The sequence below is a fragment of the Bradyrhizobium sp. SZCCHNGR1005 genome (assembly GCF_032489995.1).
Classification (GTDB): Bacteria; Pseudomonadota; Alphaproteobacteria; order Rhizobiales; family Xanthobacteraceae; genus Bradyrhizobium.
This window is the reverse complement of the sequence record NZ_JAUEZC010000004.1, coordinates 17,328-40,156: the sequence shown is the minus strand read 5'-3', so window position 1 is coordinate 40,156 and position 22,829 is coordinate 17,328. Positions and strand designations below refer to the sequence as shown.

Genomic DNA, 22,829 nt, shown 5'->3' with positions numbered 1-22,829 from the left:
CATAGTGACCTGCTCATGGGAGCTGCCCGATGGTTGAGCCCGCCGTCAAATCTATGGCACGGTGACGATACGGGCGTTCAACTCTCTGAACGATCTGTATACCACTCTCCTTCAACAGCCGTCGCCAGCCAATGCGAGCCCTGGCGGAGCGTGCCGATGCACAGCATCACGTGTGCGGATGCAGATGGCCGCGTCGGCTATTCGGGCTGCTCAGAGCGACCATGTTGAATCAGCCCGATGGAAGTGATCGAACGGAACGATGAGGCGCTGAGCGCCTCAAAACCTTGCTGCTTTTCGAGTCTGCAAAATGTAAAGCGATCCCGCGCGGCGATTCCATAATCGGGCCGCGCGGCTGGCCATCGAAGGCAGACCTGATCCGACCAGCCGTCCGACCTCGGCCGCCCGGTCCAAGCCACGGCCCACTTCGCAATTCCGCCCTTCAGCATCAGATGTCGCCCGCTGCCGTGACGAGCCCGCGGCGCGACGCAATGATCGCACGGTCGATCCGCGCCACCTCGGCAGCGGGGATGACATACTCGTCGCGATCGCGCCAGGCGAAGACGACGAAGGTCGCAAACGCACCGACGGCGCCCAGCGCAACCATCCACCAGATGTGCCAGATCAGCGCAAACCCCATTACGGTCGCGAAGAAGGCACAGACGAATCCGGTCGGTGAATTGCGGGGCATCTCGATGTCCTCGTATTCCCGCGGCTCCTTCTCGCGAAGCTGCTCGGCCGTGGCCTTTTCCTTGATCGTCCAATAGGCGTCGAGCCCGGTCACATTGGGCAGGACGGCGAAATTGAACGCGGGCGGCGGCGAGGACGTCGCCCATTCCAACGAACGTCCGTCCCAGGGATCGCCAGTCCGATCGCGTAGCAGTTCGCGATCACGGATGCTGAAGACAAGCTGCAGGATCTGCAGGACGACTCCGATGACGAGGAGCACCATTCCAGCACCGGCAGCCAGCATCCATGGCCGCCATTCGGCGACATCGTAGTGCTGCATGCGACGCGTCATCCCGAGAATCCCGACCGCATAGAGCGGCACGAAGGTCGCATAGAACCCGGCAAGGGTGAACCAGAACGCCGCTTTGCCCCATCCCTCATGGAGGCGGAAACCGAAGGCCTTCGGAAACCAGTAGGTCATGCCGGCAAACGCCCCGAACAGGACGCCACCGATGATGACATTGTGGAAATGCGCCACCAGGAACAGGCTGTTGTGCAGCAGGAAATCCGCCGGCGGCATCGCCAAGAGCACGCCCGTGAGCCCGCCGAACAGGAACGTCACCATGAAGCCGACCGACCACAGCATCGGTGTCGAATAGCGGACACGACCGCCATACATCGTGAACAGCCAATTATAGATCTTCACGCCGGTCGGGACCGCAATCACCATGCTGGCAATGCCGAAGATGGCGTTCACCTCCGGCCCCGCCCCCATCGTGAAGAAGTGATGCAGCCAGACCATGAACGAGACGATGCAGATCGCCATGGTGGCCAACACCATCGAACGATAGCCGAATAACGACTTGCCGGAAAAGGTCGGCACGATTTCCGAATAGATGCCGAACGCCGGCAGCACCAGGATATAGACCTCGGGATGGCCCCAGGCCCAGATCAGGTTCATGAACATCATGACGTTGCCGCCGGCTTCATTGGTGAAAAAATGGAAGCCGAAATAGCGGTCCAGGATCAGCATGGTCAGCGTCACTGTCAGGATCGGAAACGCCGCCACGATCAGGAGATTCGACGCGAGCGTGGTCCAGCAGAACATCGGCATCCGCAGGTAGCTCATGCCTCTGGTGCGGAGCTTGAGAATGGTGGTCACGAGGTCGATGCCGGCTCCTGCAACGGCTGCGAGCTGGAAATCTCCAGCGCCCACAGGTAATAATCGACGCCCACGCCGGGCGAATAGGTCAGCTCCGACAAGGGCGGGAACGGCAGCCACCCGGTGCGCGCGAATTCGCCGACGACGAGTGAGAGATTGACCAGGAGCGCACCGGTCGCAGTCAACCAGAAGCCTACCGAGTTCAAGGTGGGGAATGCAACGTCACGGACCCCGAGCTGCAGCGGGACGACGAGGTTCATGAGCCCGATCACGAACGGCATCGCCACGAAGAAGATCATGATCGTGCCGTGGGCGGAAAAGATCTGGTCGTAATGTTCCGGCGGCAGATAGCCGTTGGAGTGAAACGCGATCGCCTGCTGCAAGCGCATCATGACGGCGTCGGTTCCGCCCCGCAGCAGCATCACGAAGGCGAGCAGCACATACATGATGCCGATCCGCTTGTGATCGACGCTGGTGATCCACTCCCGCCAGAGATAGGGAATGTAGCCCTTGATCAGCACCCACAGCAGAACGCCGAGAATCACGGCAAGCACCACGCCGGCGGCGACCAGGGGAATCGGTTGATCGAATGGAATTGCCGACCAGGTGAGCTTGCCAAGCATCGGTCGCTCCGACGTGTGCGGCTGCCGATCCGGAATCGCTCGGTAGCCGGCCGGTTCCATTGGCGCGTGCCCGGATAAAGGGCCACGCGTCTACATTGCCCGTTGAATACGGAAAAGAACCGATTCGGTTCCAGAGAGTTTCGCGAGACGCGTCACCCGGATGAGGCGACCTTATGGCGGCTGCGCGCCGGTCAACTTCCGCTTTATCGACTTTATCGACCGGGGCCGAGCGCGCTCGCTGCTTGGCACTGCCCGCCGCGGCCACCATCCGCATCACCGCGTCTGGGCCGGCAAGGCCGCAAACGAATCGGATGAAGGCTGCTGCGAGCGAATGTTCGGAATCCGAAGCACCGATTACTCATCCGAGTCCATTTGACAAATTGCCAAAACGAAACCGCCGCGGAGGGGTTTCCTTCGCGGCGGTTTTGATGTGGGGTTTGTGAAGAGGTGTTGGATTGTCCTTTGCAGGCCTGGCGGCGACCTACTCTCCCAAGGCTTGAGCCTTAGTACCATTGGCGCTGAGGAGTTTAACGGCCGAGTTCGGGATGGGATCGGGTTCAGGCTCCTCGCTAAGACCACCAGGCCGGCGAAGGACAACGGGTAAGAAGCAAGCTGTTCGATCGCGATGCGATCGAGGTCCAAATGGACACTGACAATGAGAGCAATCAAGCCGATCGAACGATTAGTACCGGTAAGCTGCATGCATTACTGCACTTCCACATCCGGCCTATCAACGTGGTCGTCTTCCACGGTTCTCAAGGGAATGCTCGTTTTGAGGTGGGTTTCCCGCTTAGATGCCTTCAGCGGTTATCCCGTCCGTACATAGCTATGCTGCACTGCCGCTGGCGCGACAACAGCTCCACCAGAGGTACGTTCACCCCGGTCCTCTCGTACTAGGGGCAAATCCTCTCAACATTCCAACACCCACGGCAGATAGGGACCGAACTGTCTCACGACGTTCTGAACCCAGCTCACGTACCACTTTAATCGGCGAACAGCCGAACCCTTGGGACCTTCTCCAGCCCCAGGATGTGATGAGCCGACATCGAGGTGCCAAACGACGCCGTCGATATGGACTCTTGGGCGTCATCAGCCTGTTATCCCCGGCGTACCTTTTATCCGTTGAGCGATGGCCCATCCACGCGGGACCACCGGATCACTATGACCGACTTTCGTCTCTGCTCGATTCGTAGATCTCGCAGTCAGGCAGGCTTTTGCCATTATACTCGACGAACGATTTCCGACCGTTCTGAGCCTACCTTCGCACGCCTCCGTTACTCTTTGGGAGGCGACCGCCCCAGTCAAACTGCCCACCATGCGCTGTCCCGATCCCGGATGACGGGATGCGGTTAGATATCCATAACCATTAGGGTGGTATTTCACATTGCGGCTCCACCCGAGCTGGCGCCCGAGCTTCAAAGCCTACCACCTATTCTACACAAACAGTCACGAATACCAGCGCAAAGCTACAGTAAAGGTGCACGGGGTCTTTCCGTCTGACCGCAGGAACCCCGCATCTTCACGGGGAATTCAATTTCACTGAGTCTATGTTGGAGACAGCGGGGAAGTCATTACGCCATTCGTGCAGGTCGGAACTTACCCGACAAGGAATTTCGCTACCTTAGGACCGTTATAGTTACGGCCGCCGTTTACCGGGGCTTCGATTCAAGGCTTGCACCTCTCCTCTTAACCTTCCGGCACCGGGCAGGCGTCAGACCCTATACGTCATCTTACGATTTCGCAGAGCCCTGTGTTTTTGTTAAACAGTTGCCACCCCCTGGTCTGTGCCCCCACTGCATGCTTGCGCATGCAATGGGCCTCCTTATCCCGAAGTTACGGAGGTAAATTGCCGAGTTCCTTCAACATAGTTCTCTCAAGCGCCTTGGTATACTCTACCAGTCCACCTGTGTCGGTTTCGGGTACGGTCTGATGTGGAGGCTATTTCCTGGAACCCCTTCGAGGCCCGACCAATCCGTTAAGGTCGGACAACACACGGGATTCGTCACCATCCACTGGCTGCAGAATATTCACTGCATTCCCATCGACTACGCCTTTCGGCCTCGCCTTAGGGACCGGCTAACCCTGCGAAGATTAACTTTACGCAGGAACCCTTGGACTTTCGGCGACACTGTCTTTCACAGTGTTTGTCGTTACTCATGCCAGCATTCGCACTTCTGATACCTCCAGGCGCTCTCACGAGTCGCCCTTCGCAGGCTTACAGAACGCTCCGCTACCGCGCATCTTGCGATGCACCCTAAGCTTCGGCTCGTGGCTTGAGCCCCGTTACATCTTCGGCGCAGAAACCCTTATTTAGACCAGTGAGCTGTTACGCTTTCTTTAAAGGATGGCTGCTTCTAAGCCAACCTCCTGGTTGTTTTGGGATTTCCACATCCTTTCCCACTTAGCCACGAATTGGGGGCCTTAGCTGTAGGTCAGGGTTGTTTCCCTCTCCACGACGGACGTTAGCACCCGCCGTGTGACTCCCGGATAGTACTCTCAGGTATTCGGAGTTTGGTTGGGTTTGGTAAGACGGTAAGTCCCCCTAGCCCATCCAGTGCTCTACCCCCTGAGGTATTCGTCCGAGGCGATACCTAAATATCTTTCGCGGAGAACCAGCTATTTCCCAGTTTGATTGGCCTTTCACCCCTAACCACAAGTCATCGGAGCCTTTTTCAACAGGCACCCGTTCGGTCCTCCAGTGAGTGTTACCTCACCTTCAACCTGCTCATGGCTAGATCACTAGGTTTCGGGTCTAATACAACGAACTTGGCGCCCTATTCAGACTCGCTTTCGCTGCGCCTACGCCTATCGGCTTAAGCTTGCTCGTTAAATTAAGTCGCTGGCCCATAATACAAAAGGTACGACGTCACCCAGAACGCATCTTGGGCTCCGTCTGTTTGTAGGTGTCCGGTTTCAGGTCTATTTCACTCCCCTCGTCGGGGTGCTTTTCACCTTTCCCTCACGGTACTGGTTCACTATCGGTCGCTGAGGAGTACTTAGGCTTGGAGGGTGGTCCCCCCATGTTCAGACAGGATTGCACGTGTCCCGCCTTACTCGAGCATGAATGATTGAATTACCCATACGGGGCTATCACCCTCTGAGGCCCTGCTTTCCTGACAGGTTCTGGTTGTCGTTCATTCATGACTGGCCTGGTCCGCGTTCGCTCGCCACTACTAGCGGAGTCTCGGTTGATGTCCTTTCCTCCAGGTACTTAGATGTTTCAGTTCCCTGGGTTCGCTTGAAACCTCCTATGTATTCAGAAGTCTCATACCTTCTCTTGATAACCGGAAATCCAAGACCTCACGGCCTCGAATTCTCTCAGTATCTGATCAAACTCCAAAACCAAGGTCTTGGAGTTCCGGCTATCGAAGGTGGGTTTCCCCATTCGGAAATCCGCGGATCAAAGCTTCTTCGCAGCTCCCCACGGCTTATCGCAGCGTAGCACGTCCTTCATCGCCTCTCAGCGCCAAGGCATCCACCGAACACCCTTAAGGCACTTGATTGCTCTCATCATCAATGTCCACACACTCGGCAGAATGTTCACCGCCCTCACCTCTCCCGAAGGACAGGCGTCAAGGCGGCGCGGACACTGATTTAGAAAGACCAGCTTGCTTCTTAAGATCGAACCGATAGCGAGGCGGTCAAGCTTCGCTAACAGAGCCGTTTACAACAACACGAAAGCTTCACAGCTTCCGTCTTGCGCCGAAACGGCCCGGAGATAGTGAAGGTCACGCACAGTTTGATGCCGAAAGCTCCCGCTCGATTGCTCGAGTGAATGCCCTCAGCCTGCACGATCCCAACTCGGATCGATCTCCTCTTCACGATGTCAGATAACACGCAGCCTCAAGTCCTAGTGAGGACAATGAGATGCGAATTGGTGTCTCGCGGACGATGTCGAACCTGCGCTCTCTCAAGCTGCCGACCGGCAATCAAACCATCTGGTGGAGCCAGACGGGATCGAACCGACGACCTCATGCTTGCAAAGCACGCGCTCTCCCAGCTGAGCTATGGCCCCGTAACCAGAAGACGAATGCCATGCTGCGCCAGAAAAGTGGTGGGCCTGGGAAGACTTGAACTTCCGACCTCACGCTTATCAAGCGCGCGCTCTAACCAACTGAGCTACAAGCCCTTAACGCTTAACGAGGCTTGCGGTGCCGCGATCCACGGCGCTGTCGCGCCCGATCGTTGCGCTCAGCCCCTGGCGCGTGTTCGTCCGCGAAGAAAGAGAAACGAAGACGGCGAAATCCCGCCAATGGAGCTCATCAGGATCTGGCGATCGTGATGGCCCCTGAATGTTTCTAAAACGATCCGATAGTGAACGTGATGTTCACTGAAGGATCATCCTTAGAAAGGAGGTGATCCAGCCGCAGGTTCCCCTACGGCTACCTTGTTACGACTTCACCCCAGTCGCTGACCCTACCGTGGTCGGCTGCCTCCATTGCTGGTTAGCGCACCGCCTTCAGGTAAAGCCAACTCCCATGGTGTGACGGGCGGTGTGTACAAGGCCCGGGAACGTATTCACCGTGGCGTGCTGATCCACGATTACTAGCGATTCCAACTTCATGGGCTCGAGTTGCAGAGCCCAATCCGAACTGAGACGGCTTTTTGAGATTTGCGAAGGGTTGCCCCTTAGCTTCCCACTGTCACCGCCATTGTAGCACGTGTGTAGCCCAGCCCGTAAGGGCCATGAGGACTTGACGTCATCCCCACCTTCCTCGCGGCTTATCACCGGCAGTCTCCTTAGAGTGCTCAACTAAATGGTAGCAACTAAGGACGGGGGTTGCGCTCGTTGCGGGACTTAACCCAACATCTCACGACACGAGCTGACGACAGCCATGCAGCACCTGTGTTCCGGGCTCCGAAGAGAAGGTCACATCTCTGCGACCGGTCCCAGACATGTCAAGGGCTGGTAAGGTTCTGCGCGTTGCGTCGAATTAAACCACATGCTCCACCGCTTGTGCGGGCCCCCGTCAATTCCTTTGAGTTTTAATCTTGCGACCGTACTCCCCAGGCGGAATGCTTAAAGCGTTAGCTGCGCCACTGGTGAGTAAACCCACCAACGGCTGGCATTCATCGTTTACGGCGTGGACTACCAGGGTATCTAATCCTGTTTGCTCCCCACGCTTTCGTGCCTCAGCGTCAGTATCGGGCCAGTGAGCCGCCTTCGCCACTGGTGTTCTTGCGAATATCTACGAATTTCACCTCTACACTCGCAGTTCCACTCACCTCTCCCGAACTCAAGATCTTCAGTATCAAAGGCAGTTCTGGAGTTGAGCTCCAGGATTTCACCCCTGACTTAAAGACCCGCCTACGCACCCTTTACGCCCAGTGATTCCGAGCAACGCTAGCCCCCTTCGTATTACCGCGGCTGCTGGCACGAAGTTAGCCGGGGCTTATTCTTGCGGTACCGTCATTATCTTCCCGCACAAAAGAGCTTTACAACCCTAGGGCCTTCATCACTCACGCGGCATGGCTGGATCAGGCTTGCGCCCATTGTCCAATATTCCCCACTGCTGCCTCCCGTAGGAGTTTGGGCCGTGTCTCAGTCCCAATGTGGCTGATCATCCTCTCAGACCAGCTACTGATCGTCGCCTTGGTGGGCCTTTACCCCACCAACTAGCTAATCAGACGCGGGCCGATCTTTCGGCGATAAATCTTTCCCCGTAAGGGCTTATCCGGTATTAGCACAAGTTTCCCTGTGTTGTTCCGAACCAAAAGGTACGTTCCCACGCGTTACTCACCCGTCTGCCGCTGACGTATTGCTACGCCCGCTCGACTTGCATGTGTTAAGCCTGCCGCCAGCGTTCGCTCTGAGCCAGGATCAAACTCTCAAGTTGAACTTGAAGCTTTGAACCGGCTGATCACAACGTTTGACGAGGTCCCACCTATCAATCACCCACGCTTCACAGCGCAAATGATCATGGTGTTACCTTTGAAACATTGTCCGCCGAAGTCTTCTCGTCCGATCTCAGAACCAAAAGCCGAAGCTCTCAACCCCAAGACCCGCAAGGACTCCGCCGTCCACGTTTCTCTTTCTTCATCTTCACTTGTCAAACAGCCTGCGCTTCGAAGCCATAAAGGCTGCGAAGAGCTTCAACCTCGATTATTTCGGTAGCGAGGAAGTCCCGAAAGCCGGGGCGCTTCACATAGCTTATTTTCCGAGATCGTCAAGGGCCAACCAGAAAATAACTTCGTCCCGAAAGTTCAGGCCTCAGTCATCAGTGATGTCCGGCTGGCGTGGCGGGGTGATAGTGCGATGCCGCATTCGACACAAGAACTTTTTGCGACGCCTGTGAATATTTCTGGATAACCCCGCATCGCGCAGCGCGCGCAATGCACAAGGCGGCTCAATCTCGCAAACGCGTCCTGGTCATCGCCGCATGTTCCGACTGAGAAAACTGCTGAAGCGAAGGCATGCGCCCCGCCCTTACCCGCGACTTCGTCCCCGCCAGATCAATCCGTAGTACGCCAGTTGCACGACGAGCGCCGCAGTGAAGCCCGCCGGATACCCCATCCAGACGCCCTCCAGCCCAACCCAACGCGACAGCAGATCGGCAGCCGGCAATTGCACCAGCCAGATCCCGGCCAATGCAATCACTGTTGGCCAGACGACCGTTCCGGTCGAGCGCATGACGCCGGCAAGAACCTCGCTGACACCCGCGAGCACATAGCTCCACAGCGAGATCAGCAGCGCGCGCTCGGCAATCGCCAATGTTGCGGGATCGACCACGAACCACGATAGAACCGCCCGCGAAAACACGCCGAGCGCGATCACCGTCGAAATTCCTACGGCCAGGTCGAGCGTGATTGCGATCCGCGTGACCTTTCCCAGGCGGTCGGGCTTGCCTGCACCGATCGCCTGTGCAGCAAAAACTGTCGCGGCGAGCCCGAACGCCTGCATGGGCACGAGCAGATATCCGACCACCTGATTGACGGCGCCATAAGCCGCAGTCGCGCTCGATCCGAACGGGTTGATCAGTGCGACCATCGCCACTTCCGACAGCGAGGTCACCGCGGTCTGGATCCCGCCGGGCACGCCGATTCCGAAAAACGGCGCAGCGATCTTGGAATCGATACGAAGCCGACGCAGGAACTCCCGGTCGACAGCCATAGGATGCCGCCGCACGCGCAGATAGACGATGAGGCACGGCAGCGATATGGCGCAGGCGATGAAGCTCGCCCATGGAGCACTCGTCACGCCAAGCTGCGGCAGTCCGCACCACCCCTGGATCATGGCCGGCGTCAGCACCAGCGTGATACCGATGTAGATGACCATAACCAGAAGCGGTGTTTGCACGTCACTCGTGCCGCGCAAAAGAAACATATACGCAAAGACCAACGTCACCGCAGGCAACGAGATGAAGGTCACGCGCGCATAGTCGATGGCGGAGGTCATGATGTCTTGCGGCGTGGCCATGATCTCGAGCAACTCCGGAGAGATGCGATAGCCAACGATCGCGACGGCAACGCTGAGCAAGGCGCAGACAGAAAGCGTCGTTCCAGCGGCGCTTTTGACTTGAAGAATGTCCCCTGCCCCATGGGCCCGCGCGACCAGCACGACGCCACCGGAAATCAGCCCGATCAGAAAGGAGACGAGGAGAAAGAAGATCGGAAAGAATGCGGACGCAACGGCCAGCGCCGATGGCCCAAGGAGTTGGCCGAAATAGATGGCCGTGATCGTGCCGGACAGCAATTGCAGCGCCGCACTTGCAGTCTGCGGGATCGCAAACCGCACCATCTCCCGCCATAGCGGCGCCTCGCCGGTCGAGTTGGACCGCTCGGCTGCCGTCAGTCGCACTGCTGCCGACCGATCTTCAACCGACGCTGCTTCCGTCCGGGTGGCCGCAGCGTTCGGCAAGGCGGTGCTCGGCGCGCCGCGCGTGCTGCTCGGCGTCATAGCTGTGTAACCGGATCGACCCGCGCGGTTCGTTGGCTTTGCCTTGCGCCGAGCGCTGGAACGTCTCGCCGAAACATCGCAAGAGGCAACTTGGGATCGGCGGCGATCGCCATCAGCAGTTCAACCACATCGTCCAACAAACATTTCATCGCCGTCGCATCAAAGCGATGCGGGCTGAAGACCAGCCGGAAGCCCAGCCGCGCGGCCGGTGCAATCACGAGGCATAATGGAAAATCAATGCCCGCTTCGAAGCTGCCGGTCGCGGTGACCCTGACTTCAGCCGGCGGCACAGCTGTGCTGCTCGCAAGCGAACTCCCGGTCGGATAGTTCTCAAAGACAACGACCGATTCGAACAGAGCCTGGTCCGACGGCACACCGACCCAATGTTGAATGTCGCTCAACAGACTTCGGTCGTACACCTGTTCCTCGGCCTGCCGAACCTGCAAATCCGTCAGCCAATCCGTCACGAGCATTCCCGGATCTATATGAATACGCCGCGGCAGGATGTTGGTGCACAATCCCAGGATCTGCTCGACGCCGGGCAATTCGCCGGGGCGGACAGCGGTCGTCATGCCGAACACGATCTCGTTCTTGTTTGCTTGACGCACGAGAGCCAAAATCCACGCGCCCTGAACAAGGGTATTCATTGTCAGGTGCTGAGTTTGGGCTGTGGCCTGGAGCCGTGCGGTCAACCGCTCCAAGAGTATCGCGCGATGCTCCGCGCATGCATCGGCCGGAGCTGTTGGATCACCTGGCGGCAAATTCAACCGATAGGGCAAGGCTGCACCTTCCAGGCGGTCGAGCCAGAACGCACGGCTAGCGATTTGATCGGCGGAGACGAGCCAGGCGAGATAGTCGCGAAACGATCTGGGTACAGGCATGGCCGAGCGAACTCCGCGCGCGGCGAGATAGAGGTCCATGAACTCCCGCAACAGAGGCGCAATCGACCAACCATCGAGGAGCAGATGGTGAAAGCTCAGAACCAGGGTGTGCTGTGTGGACGCGTGGCGCAGAAGGCTCGCACGCAGCACGTCTCCCGCAGCAAGATCGAGCCCCTGCTTTCGATCCTCGGAGAGAAACTCCTGCAGATGCTGCTCGGCAATGTCAGCCGCGGCCACCGAATTGTCAGTGGCGGACCAGCGCGGCTTTGCGTTCCGCCGCACGACCTGCAATGGCTCCCCCTCGTCGTCCGGAAAGGCGACGCGCAACGCAGGATGCCGAGCCGCCAATTCGTACCATGCTGCCTCTAACGCAGCACAATCGAGCTCGCCTTCCAGATGCAGCCAGATCTGCTCGTGATAAGCTACGCTATCCGGTGACCGCCGGGCGTGCGCCAGCATGATCCGCTGCATCGGCCCGAGCGGCCAGATGTCTTCGATATCGGGATAGTGCTGCTGCAGGGCAGCAAGCCGCGCCTCGTCGAGGCGAACCAACGAGAAATCGGACGGTGTAAATTGCCCTAACGGGCGTGCAGCGCAGTGGCGGATCACCCCGCGCAAGGCTGCCGTGAAGCGCTCGGCCAGATCGTCGATCGAGGCCCGATCATGCGCCGCCGGCCACCAGCGCCACTCGAGCTTCAGCCTGGCGCCACTGATGAGCGCCACCACCTCGAGCAGATGGTCCCTGCCCCGCTCCGGTGCGATCTGAACGCCCGAACTCTCGCCCGCGAGACGCCAGCCTTGCTCCGTGGTTTCATCGAAGCGTCCGAGATAGTTGAAGCTGATCGCGGCTCGTGGCAGCGATCGCAAGACGTCCACGGTCTCGTCGTTGAGATAGCGCAACAATCCCCAGCCGATGCCACCTTGGGGTACCCGGCGAAGATGCTCCTTGATGCGCCTGAGCGCGATGCCTGCCGCCAAGCCGCCATCCCTGAAATCGGCAACGTCCAGTTGTCCCGCATCGAGCCGAACCGGAAACATGGTGGTGAACCAACCGACGGTCCGCGACAGATCTACGGCCGCAACCATGTCTTCACGACCGTGGCCCTCAAGATCGACAAGCGTCGCGGTCTCGGTCTCGCCTCGGGCCGCACGCCAATCGGTCAGTGCGACGGCGAGCGCTGCGAGCAGAGCGTCGTTGATACGAGTATGATAGGCCTTCGGCACGATCGTGAGCAGCGCTTCAGTGTCTTCAGCAGACAATCCTGTCGTCAGACCTTCGGTTTCACCATAGGTTGCAAAGCTGAAATCAACGGCGTGGTCGGTCGGAAATTCCGGCGCATCCCGACAGGTGGCGGTCCAAAAATCGAGTTCGTCCAATACTTCCGCCGAGTGCGCATGGCTTGAAATTCGTGTGGCCCATGTCCCGAACGAAGTGGTTTTGTTGGCAAGAGTGATCGTCTCGCGGCGTTCGAGCTGATCGTAGCCGGCCATGAAATCCTCGATCAGGATGCGCCAGGACACGCCGTCGACGACGAGATGGTGGATGATGAACAGAAGCCTGCCGGGGGCCTCGGCACCGAAATCGAACCAGGCGGCAACAACCAGCCGGCCGGCGCTGGGGTCGAGACCTTGCTGAAGCGCGGTCGCTGCAATTTCCAGCTGAGATATTCGCGCGGCGGGGGCGAGCTCCGCAAAATCGAAATGTGAGAGCGTGACGGAGACCTCATCAACCGGCAAAAGCTGCTGCCGCCAGCCGGCCTCCTCTCGGACAAATCGGCTGCGCAGCGCATCGTGATGGATCAGGAGCGATGCGAGCGCGCGCTCGAGGTGAGCCTGTTTGATATCAGCCGGCACTTCAAGCAGGACAGACTGGTTGAAGTGGTTGATCGGTCCCGGCTGTTCGAAGAACCAGCGCTGAATCGGAGTCAAAGGTGCACGGTCCGGCGCGCTATCGACATCGACGACAATTTGCGATCGATCCGCGACCTGGGCCAGTGTCGCGACGGTCTGGTATTGAAAGATCTGCCGCGGCGTGATCGTCACACCGCTGGCGCGCGCACGCGAGACGAGTTGCATGGATTGGATCGAGTCGCCTCCGAGCTCGAAGAAGTTGTCATTGATGCCGACGCGGTCGAGGCCGAGGACCTCGGCGAACAGGCCGGCCAGCACGGTCTCGACCGGATTGCGCGGCGGCTGCTCGCCGGCCCCGCGATTGCGGTCGGGCGCCGGCAACGCGTTGCGGTCGAACTTGCCGTTCGGGGTCAACGGCAGCCGGTCCAGCCGCACGATCGCCGACGGCACCATGTAGTCCGGCAGCCCCTGTTGCAGCTGGCGGCGCAGCTCGCTGATGTCGGCCGAGGCTTCCGGATCCGCCACCACATAGGCCACCAGCCGCTTGCCGGCGCCATCCTCGCGTATGACAGCTGCAGCCTGCGTCACGCCGGGCTGCGCCAACAGCGCCGCCTCGATCTCGCCGAGCTCGATGCGGAAGCCACGCAGCTTCACCTGAGTATCCAGCCGCCCCAAGAACTCCAGTTCGCCATCGGCGCGCCAGCGCACCAGGTCTCCGGTGCGGTACAGCCGCTCGCCGGGCGTGAACGGGTTCGGCAGGAAGCGCTCCGCCGTCAGCCCCGGCCGCCGCAGATAGCCGCGCGCGACACCGATGCCGCCGATATGGAGCTCGCCGGCCACCCCGACCGGCACCGGCTGCAGTCGCCGGTCCAGCACATAGCTCCTGGTGTTCGGCAACGGACGGCCGATCGGCGGCCGGCCAGCGCCGTCGCAGCGGAACATGGTGGTGCACACGCTGGCTTCGGTCGGACCATAGGCGTTGAATACCTGCCGCCCCGCCAGCCATGGCCGCAACAGCTCCGCCGAGCAGGCCTCGCCGCCGACGAGCAGCGTCTTCAGATCCTTGAACTCGGCGACAGGCAAGGCGGCCAGCGCCGCCGGCGGCAGCAGCACCGTGCTGATGCGCTGCCGCAGCAGCAGCTCGCGCAACGGCTCGCCCGGCATCAGCTCGTGCTGGGCCGCCAGCACCAGCGCCGCCCCGACCCGCCAGCTCATCACCAGGTCCCACACCGCCGCATCGAAGCTGATCGAGGCGAACTGCAGGATGCGGTCGCTCTCCTCCAGCGGCAGCCGTGCCAGCTGCGCGTCGGCAAGGTTCATGATGCCGCGATGGCTGATCATCACCCCCTTCGGCTTGCCGGTCGAGCCCGAGGTGTAGATCACATAGGCCAGATGATCGGCATCGACACCGCTCATCGGCGCCGTCTCGGGATGCGCGGCAATCGCCTGTCCATCGACATCGAGCCGCACCACGATCGCATCGCTCGCCGGCAGGCGCTGCAGCAGCGCCTCCTGCGTCAGCAGCACCTCAACCTTGGCATCATCCAGCATGTAGGCCAGCCGCTCGGCCGGATAGCGCGGGTCGAGCGGCAGATAGGCCCCGCCCGCCTTGAGGATGCCGAGCACCCCCACCACCATGTCCAGCGAGCGCTCCACACACAGCCCGACGATCACGTCGGGGCCGACGCCCAGCCCGCGCAGATGATGCGCCAGCTGGTTGGCGCAGCGATCGAGCTCGCCATAGCAAAGCTCGTCATCTTCCCAGATCGCCGCAACCGCATCCGGCCGGCGTTCCGCATGCGCGGCGAACAGCTCGTGCAGGCAGACATCCTGCGGGTAGCTCGCCGCGGTGTCGTTCCAGTCCACGATCAGCCGCCGCCGCTCGGCCTCGCTCAGCAGATCGAGCGCAGACAATGGTCGGTCGGGCTCCGCCACGATCCCGTCCAGCACCCGCATGAAGTGCTCCACCAGCCGTGCGATCGTGCTGTCCTCGAACAAATCGGCGGCATAGACCAGCGAGCCCTGTAGCGCGCCATCGGCTTCCGCCAGCGACAGCTCCAGATCGAACTTGGCCGCCACCGTTCCGGTCGCGAACGGTTCGATGGAAAGGCCCGCCATCCGCCCTGCCCGCTGCGGCATGTTCTGCAGCGCGAACACCACCTGGAAGATCGGCTCCCGGCTCAGGTCGCGAACCGGATGCAGCGCCTCCACCAGCTTCTCGAACGGCAGGTCCTGATGCGCATAGGCATCGAGCGCGGTCGCCTTCACCCGCCGCAGCAGTTGGCGGAACGACGGCGCACCCGCAAGATCGGTGCGCAGCGCCAGCATGTTGACGAAGAAGCCGATCAGGTTCTCCGTCTCGGCCCGTGTCCGTCCTGCGATCGGCGTCCCCACCACCACATCGTCCTGGCCGCTCCAGCGCGCCAGCACGACGTCGAACGCCGCCAGCAGCACCATGAACAGGGTCGCGCCCTCCGCACGCGCCAGCTGCGACAGCGCCACGGTGCGCCTCTCGTCGATCGTGAAGCGATGCAAAGCGCCGCGGAAGCTCGGCACCGCCGGCCGCGGCCGGTCGGTTGCAAGCTCCAGCCCGGCCGGTGCGCCGGACAGCTGCTGCGTCCAATAGCCAAGCTGCCGCTGCAGCGTCTCTTCCGCCAACCAGCGCCGCTGCCACACTGCATAGTCGGCATATTGGATCGGCAGGGCTGGCAATGGCGAGGAACGTCCCGCCGCAAAGGCCGCATATAGCTGCTCCACCTCCCCGACCAGCACCCCCATCGACCAGCCGTCCGACACCACGTGATGCATCGACAGCACCAGCACGTGGTCCTCGGGCGCCAGCTGCAGCAGCGCCGCCCGCAACAGCCGGTCACGGGCCAGGTCGAACGGCTGCTGCATGATGCGCTCCGCCCGCTGCCGCGCCTCCTCCGCGGAGACCACAACCGGCTCCAGCTCGACCTGCCAGGGCGGATCGATCCGCTGCACCGCGCTCTCACCCTGCGGCTCGAACCGCGTCCGCAACACCTCGTGCCGTCGAACCACCTCGCTCAAAGCCGCCGACAGTGCCGCGCCATCAAGCCGGCCCACCAGCCGCACCGCCGCCGAGATGTTGTAGGTCCCGCCCGCAAGCCCAAGCTGCTCCACAAACCAAAGCCGCTCCTGACCATGCGACAACAGCAACGGCGCATCGCGCGGAGCGCACGGGATATCCCGAACGACACGCCGTCCTTCGGCAGCGGCGGCCATTCGCCGCTGCAGCAGTTCACGCCGCAACGATGCAATGTTGGTCATCCCATGCTCCCGATCACGGCCTCGGATTGGTCGCGCTTGGCGCTGACATCGTCCAGATCCTGCAAGGCGATCTTGAGCTCTTCGGCTGTCATCGACTCGATATCGCCGGCGAGCGCCTCTTCAACATGCAGCGCAATGTCAGCCACCGTGGGTCCCGTGAAGATCACACGGACAGGCAGCTCAATTCCAAGCGTGGCCCGCACCTGGCCGATGAGCTGCATCGCCAGCAGCGAATGGCCTCCGAGCTCGAAGAAGTTGTCATTGATGCCGACGCGGTCGAGGCCGAGGACCTCGGCGAACAGGCCGGCCAGCACGGTCTCGACCGGATTGCGCGGCGGCTGCTCGCCGGCCCCGCGATTGCGGTCGGGCGCCGGCAACGCGTTGCGGTCGAACTTGCCGTTCGGGGTCAACGGCAGCCGGTCCAGCCGCACGATCGCCGACGGCACCATGTAGTCCGGCAGCCCCTGTTGCAGCTGGCGGCGCAGCTCGCTGATGTCGGCCGAGGCTTCCGGATCCGCCACCACATAGGCCACCAGCCGCTTGCCGGCGCCATCCTCGCGTATGACAGCTGCAGCCTGCGTCACGCCGGGCTGCGCCAACAGCGCCGCCTCGATCTCGCCGAGCTCGATGCGGAAGCCACGCAGCTTCACCTGAGTATCCAGCCGCCCCAAGAACTCCAGTTCGCCATCGGCGCGCCAGCGCACCAGGTCTCCGGTGCGGTACAGCCGCTCGCCGGGCGTGAACGGGTTCGGCAGGAAGCGCTCCGCCGTCAGCCCCGGCCGCCGCAGATAGCCGCGCGCGACACCGATGCCGCCGATATGGAGCTCGCCGGCCACCCCGACCGGCACCGGCTGCAGTCGCCGGTCCAGCACATAGCTCCTGGTGTTCGGCAACGGACGGCCGATCGGCGGCCGGCCAGCGCCGTCGCAGCGGAACATGGTGGTGCACACGCTGGCTTCGGTCGGACCATAGGCGTTGAATACCTGCCGCCCCGCCAGCCATGGCCGCAACAGCTCCGCCGAGCAGGCCTCGCCGCCGACGAGCAGCGTCTTCAGATCCTTGAACTCGGCGACAGGCAAGGCGGCCAGCGCCGCCGGCGGCAGCAGCACCGTGCTGATGCGCTGCCGCAGCAGCAGCTCGCGCAACGGCTCGCCCGGCATCAGCTCGTGCTGGGCCGCCAGCACCAGCGCCGCCCCGACCCGCCAGCTCATCACCAGGTCCCACACCGCCGCATCGAAGCTGATCGAGGCGAACTGCAGGATGCGGTCGCTCTCCTCCAGCGGCAGCCGTGCCAGCTGCGCGTCGGCAAGGTTCATGATGCCGCGATGGCTGATCATCACCCCCTTCGGCTTGCCGGTCGAGCCCGAGGTGTAGATCACATAGGCCAGATGATCGGCATCGACACCGCTCATCGGCGCCGTCTCGGGATGCGCGGCAATCGCCTGTCCATCGACATCGAGCCGCACCACGATCGCATCGCTCGCCGGCAGGCGCTGCAGCAGCGCCTCCTGCGTCAGCAGCACCTCAACCTTGGCATCATCCAGCATGTAGGCCAGCCGCTCGGCCGGATAGCGCGGGTCGAGCGGCAGATAGGCCCCGCCCGCCTTGAGGATGCCGAGCACCCCCACCACCATGTCCAGCGAGCGCTCCACACACAGCCCGACGATCACGTCGGGGCCGACGCCCAGCCCGCGCAGATGATGCGCCAGCTGGTTGGCGCAGCGATCGAGCTCGCCATAGCAAAGCTCGTCATCTTCCCAGATCGCCGCAACCGCATCCGGCCGGCGTTCCGCATGCGCGGCGAACAGCTCGTGCAGGCAGACATCCTGCGGGTAGCTCGCCGCGGTGTCGTTCCAGTCCACGATCAGCCGCCGCCGCTCGGCCTCGCTCAGCAGATCGAGCGCAGACAATGGTCGGTCGGGCTCCGCCACGATCCCGTCCAGCACCCGCATGAAGTGCTCCACCAGCCGTGCGATCGTGCTGTCCTCGAACAAATCGGCGGCATAGACCAGCGAGCCCTGTAGCGCGCCATCGGCTTCCGCCAGCGACAGCTCCAGATCGAACTTGGCCGCCACCGTTCCGGTCGCGAACGGTTCGATGGAAAGGCCCGCCATCCGCCCTGCCCGCTGCGGCATGTTCTGCAGCGCGAACACCACCTGGAAGATCGGCTCCCGGCTCAGGTCGCGAACCGGATGCAGCGCCTCCACCAGCTTCTCGAACGGCAGGTCCTGATGCGCATAGGCATCGAGCGCGGTCGCCTTCACCCGCCGCAGCAGTTGGCGGAACGACGGCGCACCCGCAAGATCGGTGCGCAGCGCCAGCATGTTGACGAAGAAGCCGATCAGGTTCTCCGTCTCGGCCCGTGTCCGTCCTGCGATCGGCGTCCCCACCACCACATCGTCCTGGCCGCTCCAGCGCGCCAGCACGACGTCGAACGCCGCCAGCAGCACCATGAACAGGGTCGCGCCCTCCGCACGCGCCAGCTGCGACAGCGCCACGGTGCGCCTCTCGTCGATCGTGAAGCGATGCAAAGCGCCGCGGAAGCTCGGCACCGCCGGCCGCGGCCGGTCGGTTGCAAGCTCCAGCCCGGCCGGTGCGCCGGACAGCTGCTGCGTCCAATAGCCAAGCTGCCGCTGCAGCGTCTCTTCCGCCAACCAGCGCCGCTGCCACACTGCATAGTCGGCATATTGGATCGGCAGGGCTGGCAATGGCGAGGAACGTCCCGCCGCAAAGGCCGCATATAGCTGCTCCACCTCCCCGACCAGCACCCCCATCGACCAGCCGTCCGACACCACGTGATGCATCGACAGCACCAGCACGTGGTCCTCGGGCGCCAGCTGCAGCAGCGCCGCCCGCAACAGCCGGTCACGGGCCAGGTCGAACGGCTGCTGCATGATGCGCTCCGCCCGCTGCCGCGCCTCCTCCGCGGAGACCACAACCGGCTCCAGCTCGACCTGCCAGGGCGGATCGATCCGCTGCACCGCGCTCTCACCCTGCGGCTCGAACCGCGTCCGCAACACCTCGTGCCGTCGAACCACCTCGCTCAAAGCCGCCGACAGTGCCGCGCCATCAAGCCGGCCCACCAGCCGCACCGCCGCCGAGATGTTGTAGGTCCCGCCCGCAAGCCCAAGCTGCTCCACAAACCAAAGCCGCTCCTGACCATGCGACAACAGCAACGGCGCATCGCGCGGTACCGGCAACAACAGTGGCGCTGATGGCGCTGGCGCGAGCTGCAGCCGCTCGGCCAAGCCTGCGACCGTGGGCGACTCGAACAACGTGCGCAAAGGGACTTGGACTGCGAGTTCCTGCTGTGCACGGGCCACCACTTGGGTCGCAAGCAGTGAATGTCCCCCGAGCGCGAAGAAATCGTCATTGACGCCAACGCGATCAACACCGAGAACATCGGCGAAGATAGCCGCCAATGTCAGTTCAGCCGCGTTGCGGGGCGCAATGTAGTCATCCTCTCCGTGCCGATCCGGCGCCGGCAGCGCATTGTAATCGAGCTTGCCGTTCGAGGTCAGCGGCAAACGATCGAGCCGCATCACAGTCGAAGGCACCATGTAGTCCGGAAGGGATTGCTGCAGTCGAGCGCGCACCTCACTCACATCGAGGGCGACATCCCGAGACGGCACCACATAGGCGACAAGTTGCTTGCCGGCAGTGCCGTCGCGTACCACCACGGCTGCTCGCTCGACCCCGGGCTGCGCCAGCATCGCTGCCTCGATCTCGCCGAGCTCGATACGGAAACCGCGGATCTTCACCTGATGGTCAATGCGGCCGAGATAATCGAGCTGACCGTTCGCCCTCCAACGCACCAGGTCGCCGGTACGGTAGAGCCGCTCACCCGATGCAAACGGGCTTGGCACGAAGCGCTCGGCCGTCAGGCCGGGCCGGCCGAGGTAGCCGCGGGCAAGGCCTGCGCCGCCAACATAAAGCTCGCCCGCAACCCCGATCGGCGCAGGTTCGAGCCCCCGGTCGAGAACGTAGGTCTGCAGATCGGGAATCGGGCAGCCAATCGCGCTCGCGGCGGCCTCGACATCCGCCCGCCTGACGGGCCGCCAGGTCACATGGACCGTGGTCTCGGTGATGCCGTACATATTGATGAGTTGTGGCTGCGTGTCGCCATGCCGCTCGAACCAAGGCGCAAGCTCGGCAAAATTCAGCGCCTCGCCACCGAAGATCACAAAGCGGAGCGCCAGCTCCCGGGCCGCATCGCGATCGGCCCGGATCAGCCCGGCGAAGGCCGACGGCGTCTGATTGAGGACCGTGACGCCTTCGCGCGCCAAAAGCTCATGAAACAGATCGGGCGACCGGCTGATCCAGTAGGGCACCACCACCAGCCTGCCGCCCTTGAGCAGCGCACCCCACACCTCCCAGACAGAAAAATCGAAGGCGAGCGAATGAAACAAGGTCCAGACGTCCTCTGGGCCGAAGCTGAACCAGGCATCCGTGGCAGCCAACAACCTGGTGACACGATCATGGGGAATGAGCGTGCCCTTGGGCTTGCCGGTAGAACCTGACGTGTAGATGACATAAGCGAGGTTGTCGGACGCGCAGTTGCTTGCCGGCGCCGTCTCAGGATGGCGCGCGATATCTGGCCAGTCGCGGTCGAGTTGCACCACGATGGCGTCATTCGCAGGCAGGCGATCGCCGCGGCCTTGCTGGGTGAGCAGGATCCGCGCCCTGGCATCATCAAGCATGTAGGCGAGCCGCTCGGCCGGGTAGCTCGGGTCGAGCGGTAGATAGGCGCCGCCCGCCTTGAGGATGCCGAGCAGGCCGACCACAGCGTCGATCGAGCGCTCGAGATAAAGGCCGACGACGACCTCGGGACCGACGCCGAGTTCCTGCAGGTGATGCCCTAGCTGATTGGCGCGACGATCGAGTTCACCGTAAGTCAGCGTCTCGCTTTCGAAGCTGAGCGCAACCGCGTCCGGCGTCCGCGCAGCCTGCGCAGCAAACAGCTCGTGCAGCACAGCTGTCGAATAGCTCGCCGGCGCTGGGTTGAACTCCGTCACGACCTGGCGCTGCTCGTCCTCGCTCAGTAATGACATCGCCGACAGCGGCCGCGCCGGATCGACGATGATCTGATCCAGAATCTGCTCAAAATGACCGATCAGCCGTTCGATCGCCGACGCCTCGAACCGCTCGGCATCATAGATCAGCTTGACCAGCAGCGACTGTTCGCCGATGACCTGCAGGGTCAGCGGATAGTTGGTCCGCTCGGACGTGGTGACACTCCTGATCCGCAAGGTCCGCGTGAGAGCGGTCACCGCGGATAGTTGCGTCGGATAGTTCTCGAATGCGACAATGCTCTCGAACAGCGGTGTGCCATCCGACACCTCGCTCCAGCGCTGGACCAGGGACAGCGGGCTATATTGATGTTCCAGCAACTCCGTCTGGCGCGCCTGGACCTCGCGCAGCCAATCCAGCACATGGTGATGACGCGGCAGTGCGATACGCAGCGGCAGCGTGTTGACGAACAGGCCGACTGTGCGCTCGACGTCCGGTATATCAGCTGGGCGTCCTGATACCGTGACGCCGAATACCACGTCATCCCTGTCGCAGTAGCGGCCAAGCAGCAGAGCCCAGGCTCCCTGCACCAGCGTGTTGATGGTCAATTTGTGATGGCGTGCGAAGCTCTCGAGCGTGGTCAACTCCGTCCCGATCACGTGGCTATGCTCGGCATAACGCTCGCTTCGCGTGGCGTCAGGCTGGGGTCGCGCCAGGAGCAAGGAGGTCGGCGTGTCGAAGCCTGCGAGACGCTGCCGCCAATAGGCTTCCGCCGCCGGCATGTCCTGGCGCTGCAGCCAGGCGATGTAGTCACGGAACGGACGCACCGGAATCAGCTGCGGCGCCTCACGCCGGCTCAGAGCGACGTAGGCAGCAAAGACGTCATCGAGCAGCAGCGGCATCGACCAGCCATCGAACAGGATGTGATGGCTGTTCCAGAGCAGGCCGTAAGCGCGCTCACCGGTTCGGATCAAGCAGAGCCGCATCAGCGGCGGGCGGTCGAAATCGAAGTTGCGGGCCCTCTCGGCCTGCTGCAGCTCCGTGAACCGAGTCTCCTGCTCAGCAGCAGGCAAGCCTCGCCAATCCTCGCGCGCGAAAGGCAGCACAGCCCTGCGCAAGACGACCTGTAGCTGTATTGCCAGATCCTGGCCGACAAAGGCGCTCCGCAGCACGGCATGACGCGCCACCGCCAGTTGCCAGGCCTGCTCGAAGGCATCGACATCGAGCGCTCCCTCCAGCCGACAGGCCAGCGAGATCACGTAGAGCGCGGAGTCGGGCTCGTAGAGGCTATGGAACAGCATGCCCTGCTGCATCGGCGACAACGGATAGATGTCCTCGACCTGCCGTGGGCCGCCGACTGAGGCGATGAGGCGATCGAGTTGCTGCTGACCGATCCTGGGCTGTCCCTTGGTCTTGCTCGTATGCATGTTCATCGATCGGCTCCGATC

General features: G+C 62.1%; 3 protein-coding genes, 2 tRNA genes, 3 rRNA genes and 1 pseudogene. All 9 read right to left on the bottom strand.

Going from position 1 to position 22,829, the window contains the following annotated elements; genetic code table 11:
• Positions 1–445 precede the first annotated feature (445 nt).
• Positions 446–2,451, bottom strand: a pseudogene (locus QXZ85_RS17880) (cbb3-type cytochrome c oxidase subunit I).
• A gap of 468 nt (positions 2,452–2,919) precedes the next feature.
• Positions 2,920–3,034: ribosomal RNA gene (gene rrf / locus QXZ85_RS17875) — 5S ribosomal RNA — on the bottom strand.
• A gap of 78 nt (positions 3,035–3,112) precedes the next feature.
• A 23S ribosomal RNA gene (locus QXZ85_RS17870) occupies positions 3,113–5,954 on the bottom strand.
• A 436-nt stretch (positions 5,955–6,390) separates the two neighbouring features.
• A tRNA-Ala gene (locus tag QXZ85_RS17865) sits at positions 6,391–6,466 on the bottom strand.
• Between the two features lie 37 nt (positions 6,467–6,503).
• A tRNA-Ile gene (locus QXZ85_RS17860) sits at positions 6,504–6,580 on the bottom strand.
• 219 nt (positions 6,581–6,799) lie between these two features.
• A 16S ribosomal RNA gene (locus QXZ85_RS17855) occupies positions 6,800–8,288 on the bottom strand.
• Together the 16S, 23S and 5S rRNA genes with 2 tRNA genes alongside form the textbook arrangement of a ribosomal RNA operon.
• A 590-nt stretch (positions 8,289–8,878) precedes the next feature.
• Complete coding sequence (locus QXZ85_RS17850) at positions 8,879–10,249, bottom strand: MATE family efflux transporter (protein ID WP_315767761.1); 1,371 nt, start codon at positions 10,247–10,249, stop codon at positions 8,879–8,881.
• Positions 10,250–10,344: 95 nt separating this feature from the next.
• Positions 10,345–16,371, bottom strand: a complete 6,027-nt coding sequence (locus tag QXZ85_RS17845) for a non-ribosomal peptide synthetase (protein ID WP_316174565.1) — start codon at positions 16,369–16,371, stop codon at positions 10,345–10,347.
• Positions 16,368–22,814: a non-ribosomal peptide synthetase gene (locus QXZ85_RS17840; RefSeq protein ID WP_316174563.1), complete on the bottom strand. Its 6,447-nt coding sequence runs from the start codon at positions 22,812–22,814 to the stop codon at positions 16,368–16,370. The genes QXZ85_RS17845 and QXZ85_RS17840 overlap by 4 nt, the downstream gene beginning before the upstream one ends.
• Between the last annotated feature and the right edge of the window lie 15 nt (positions 22,815–22,829).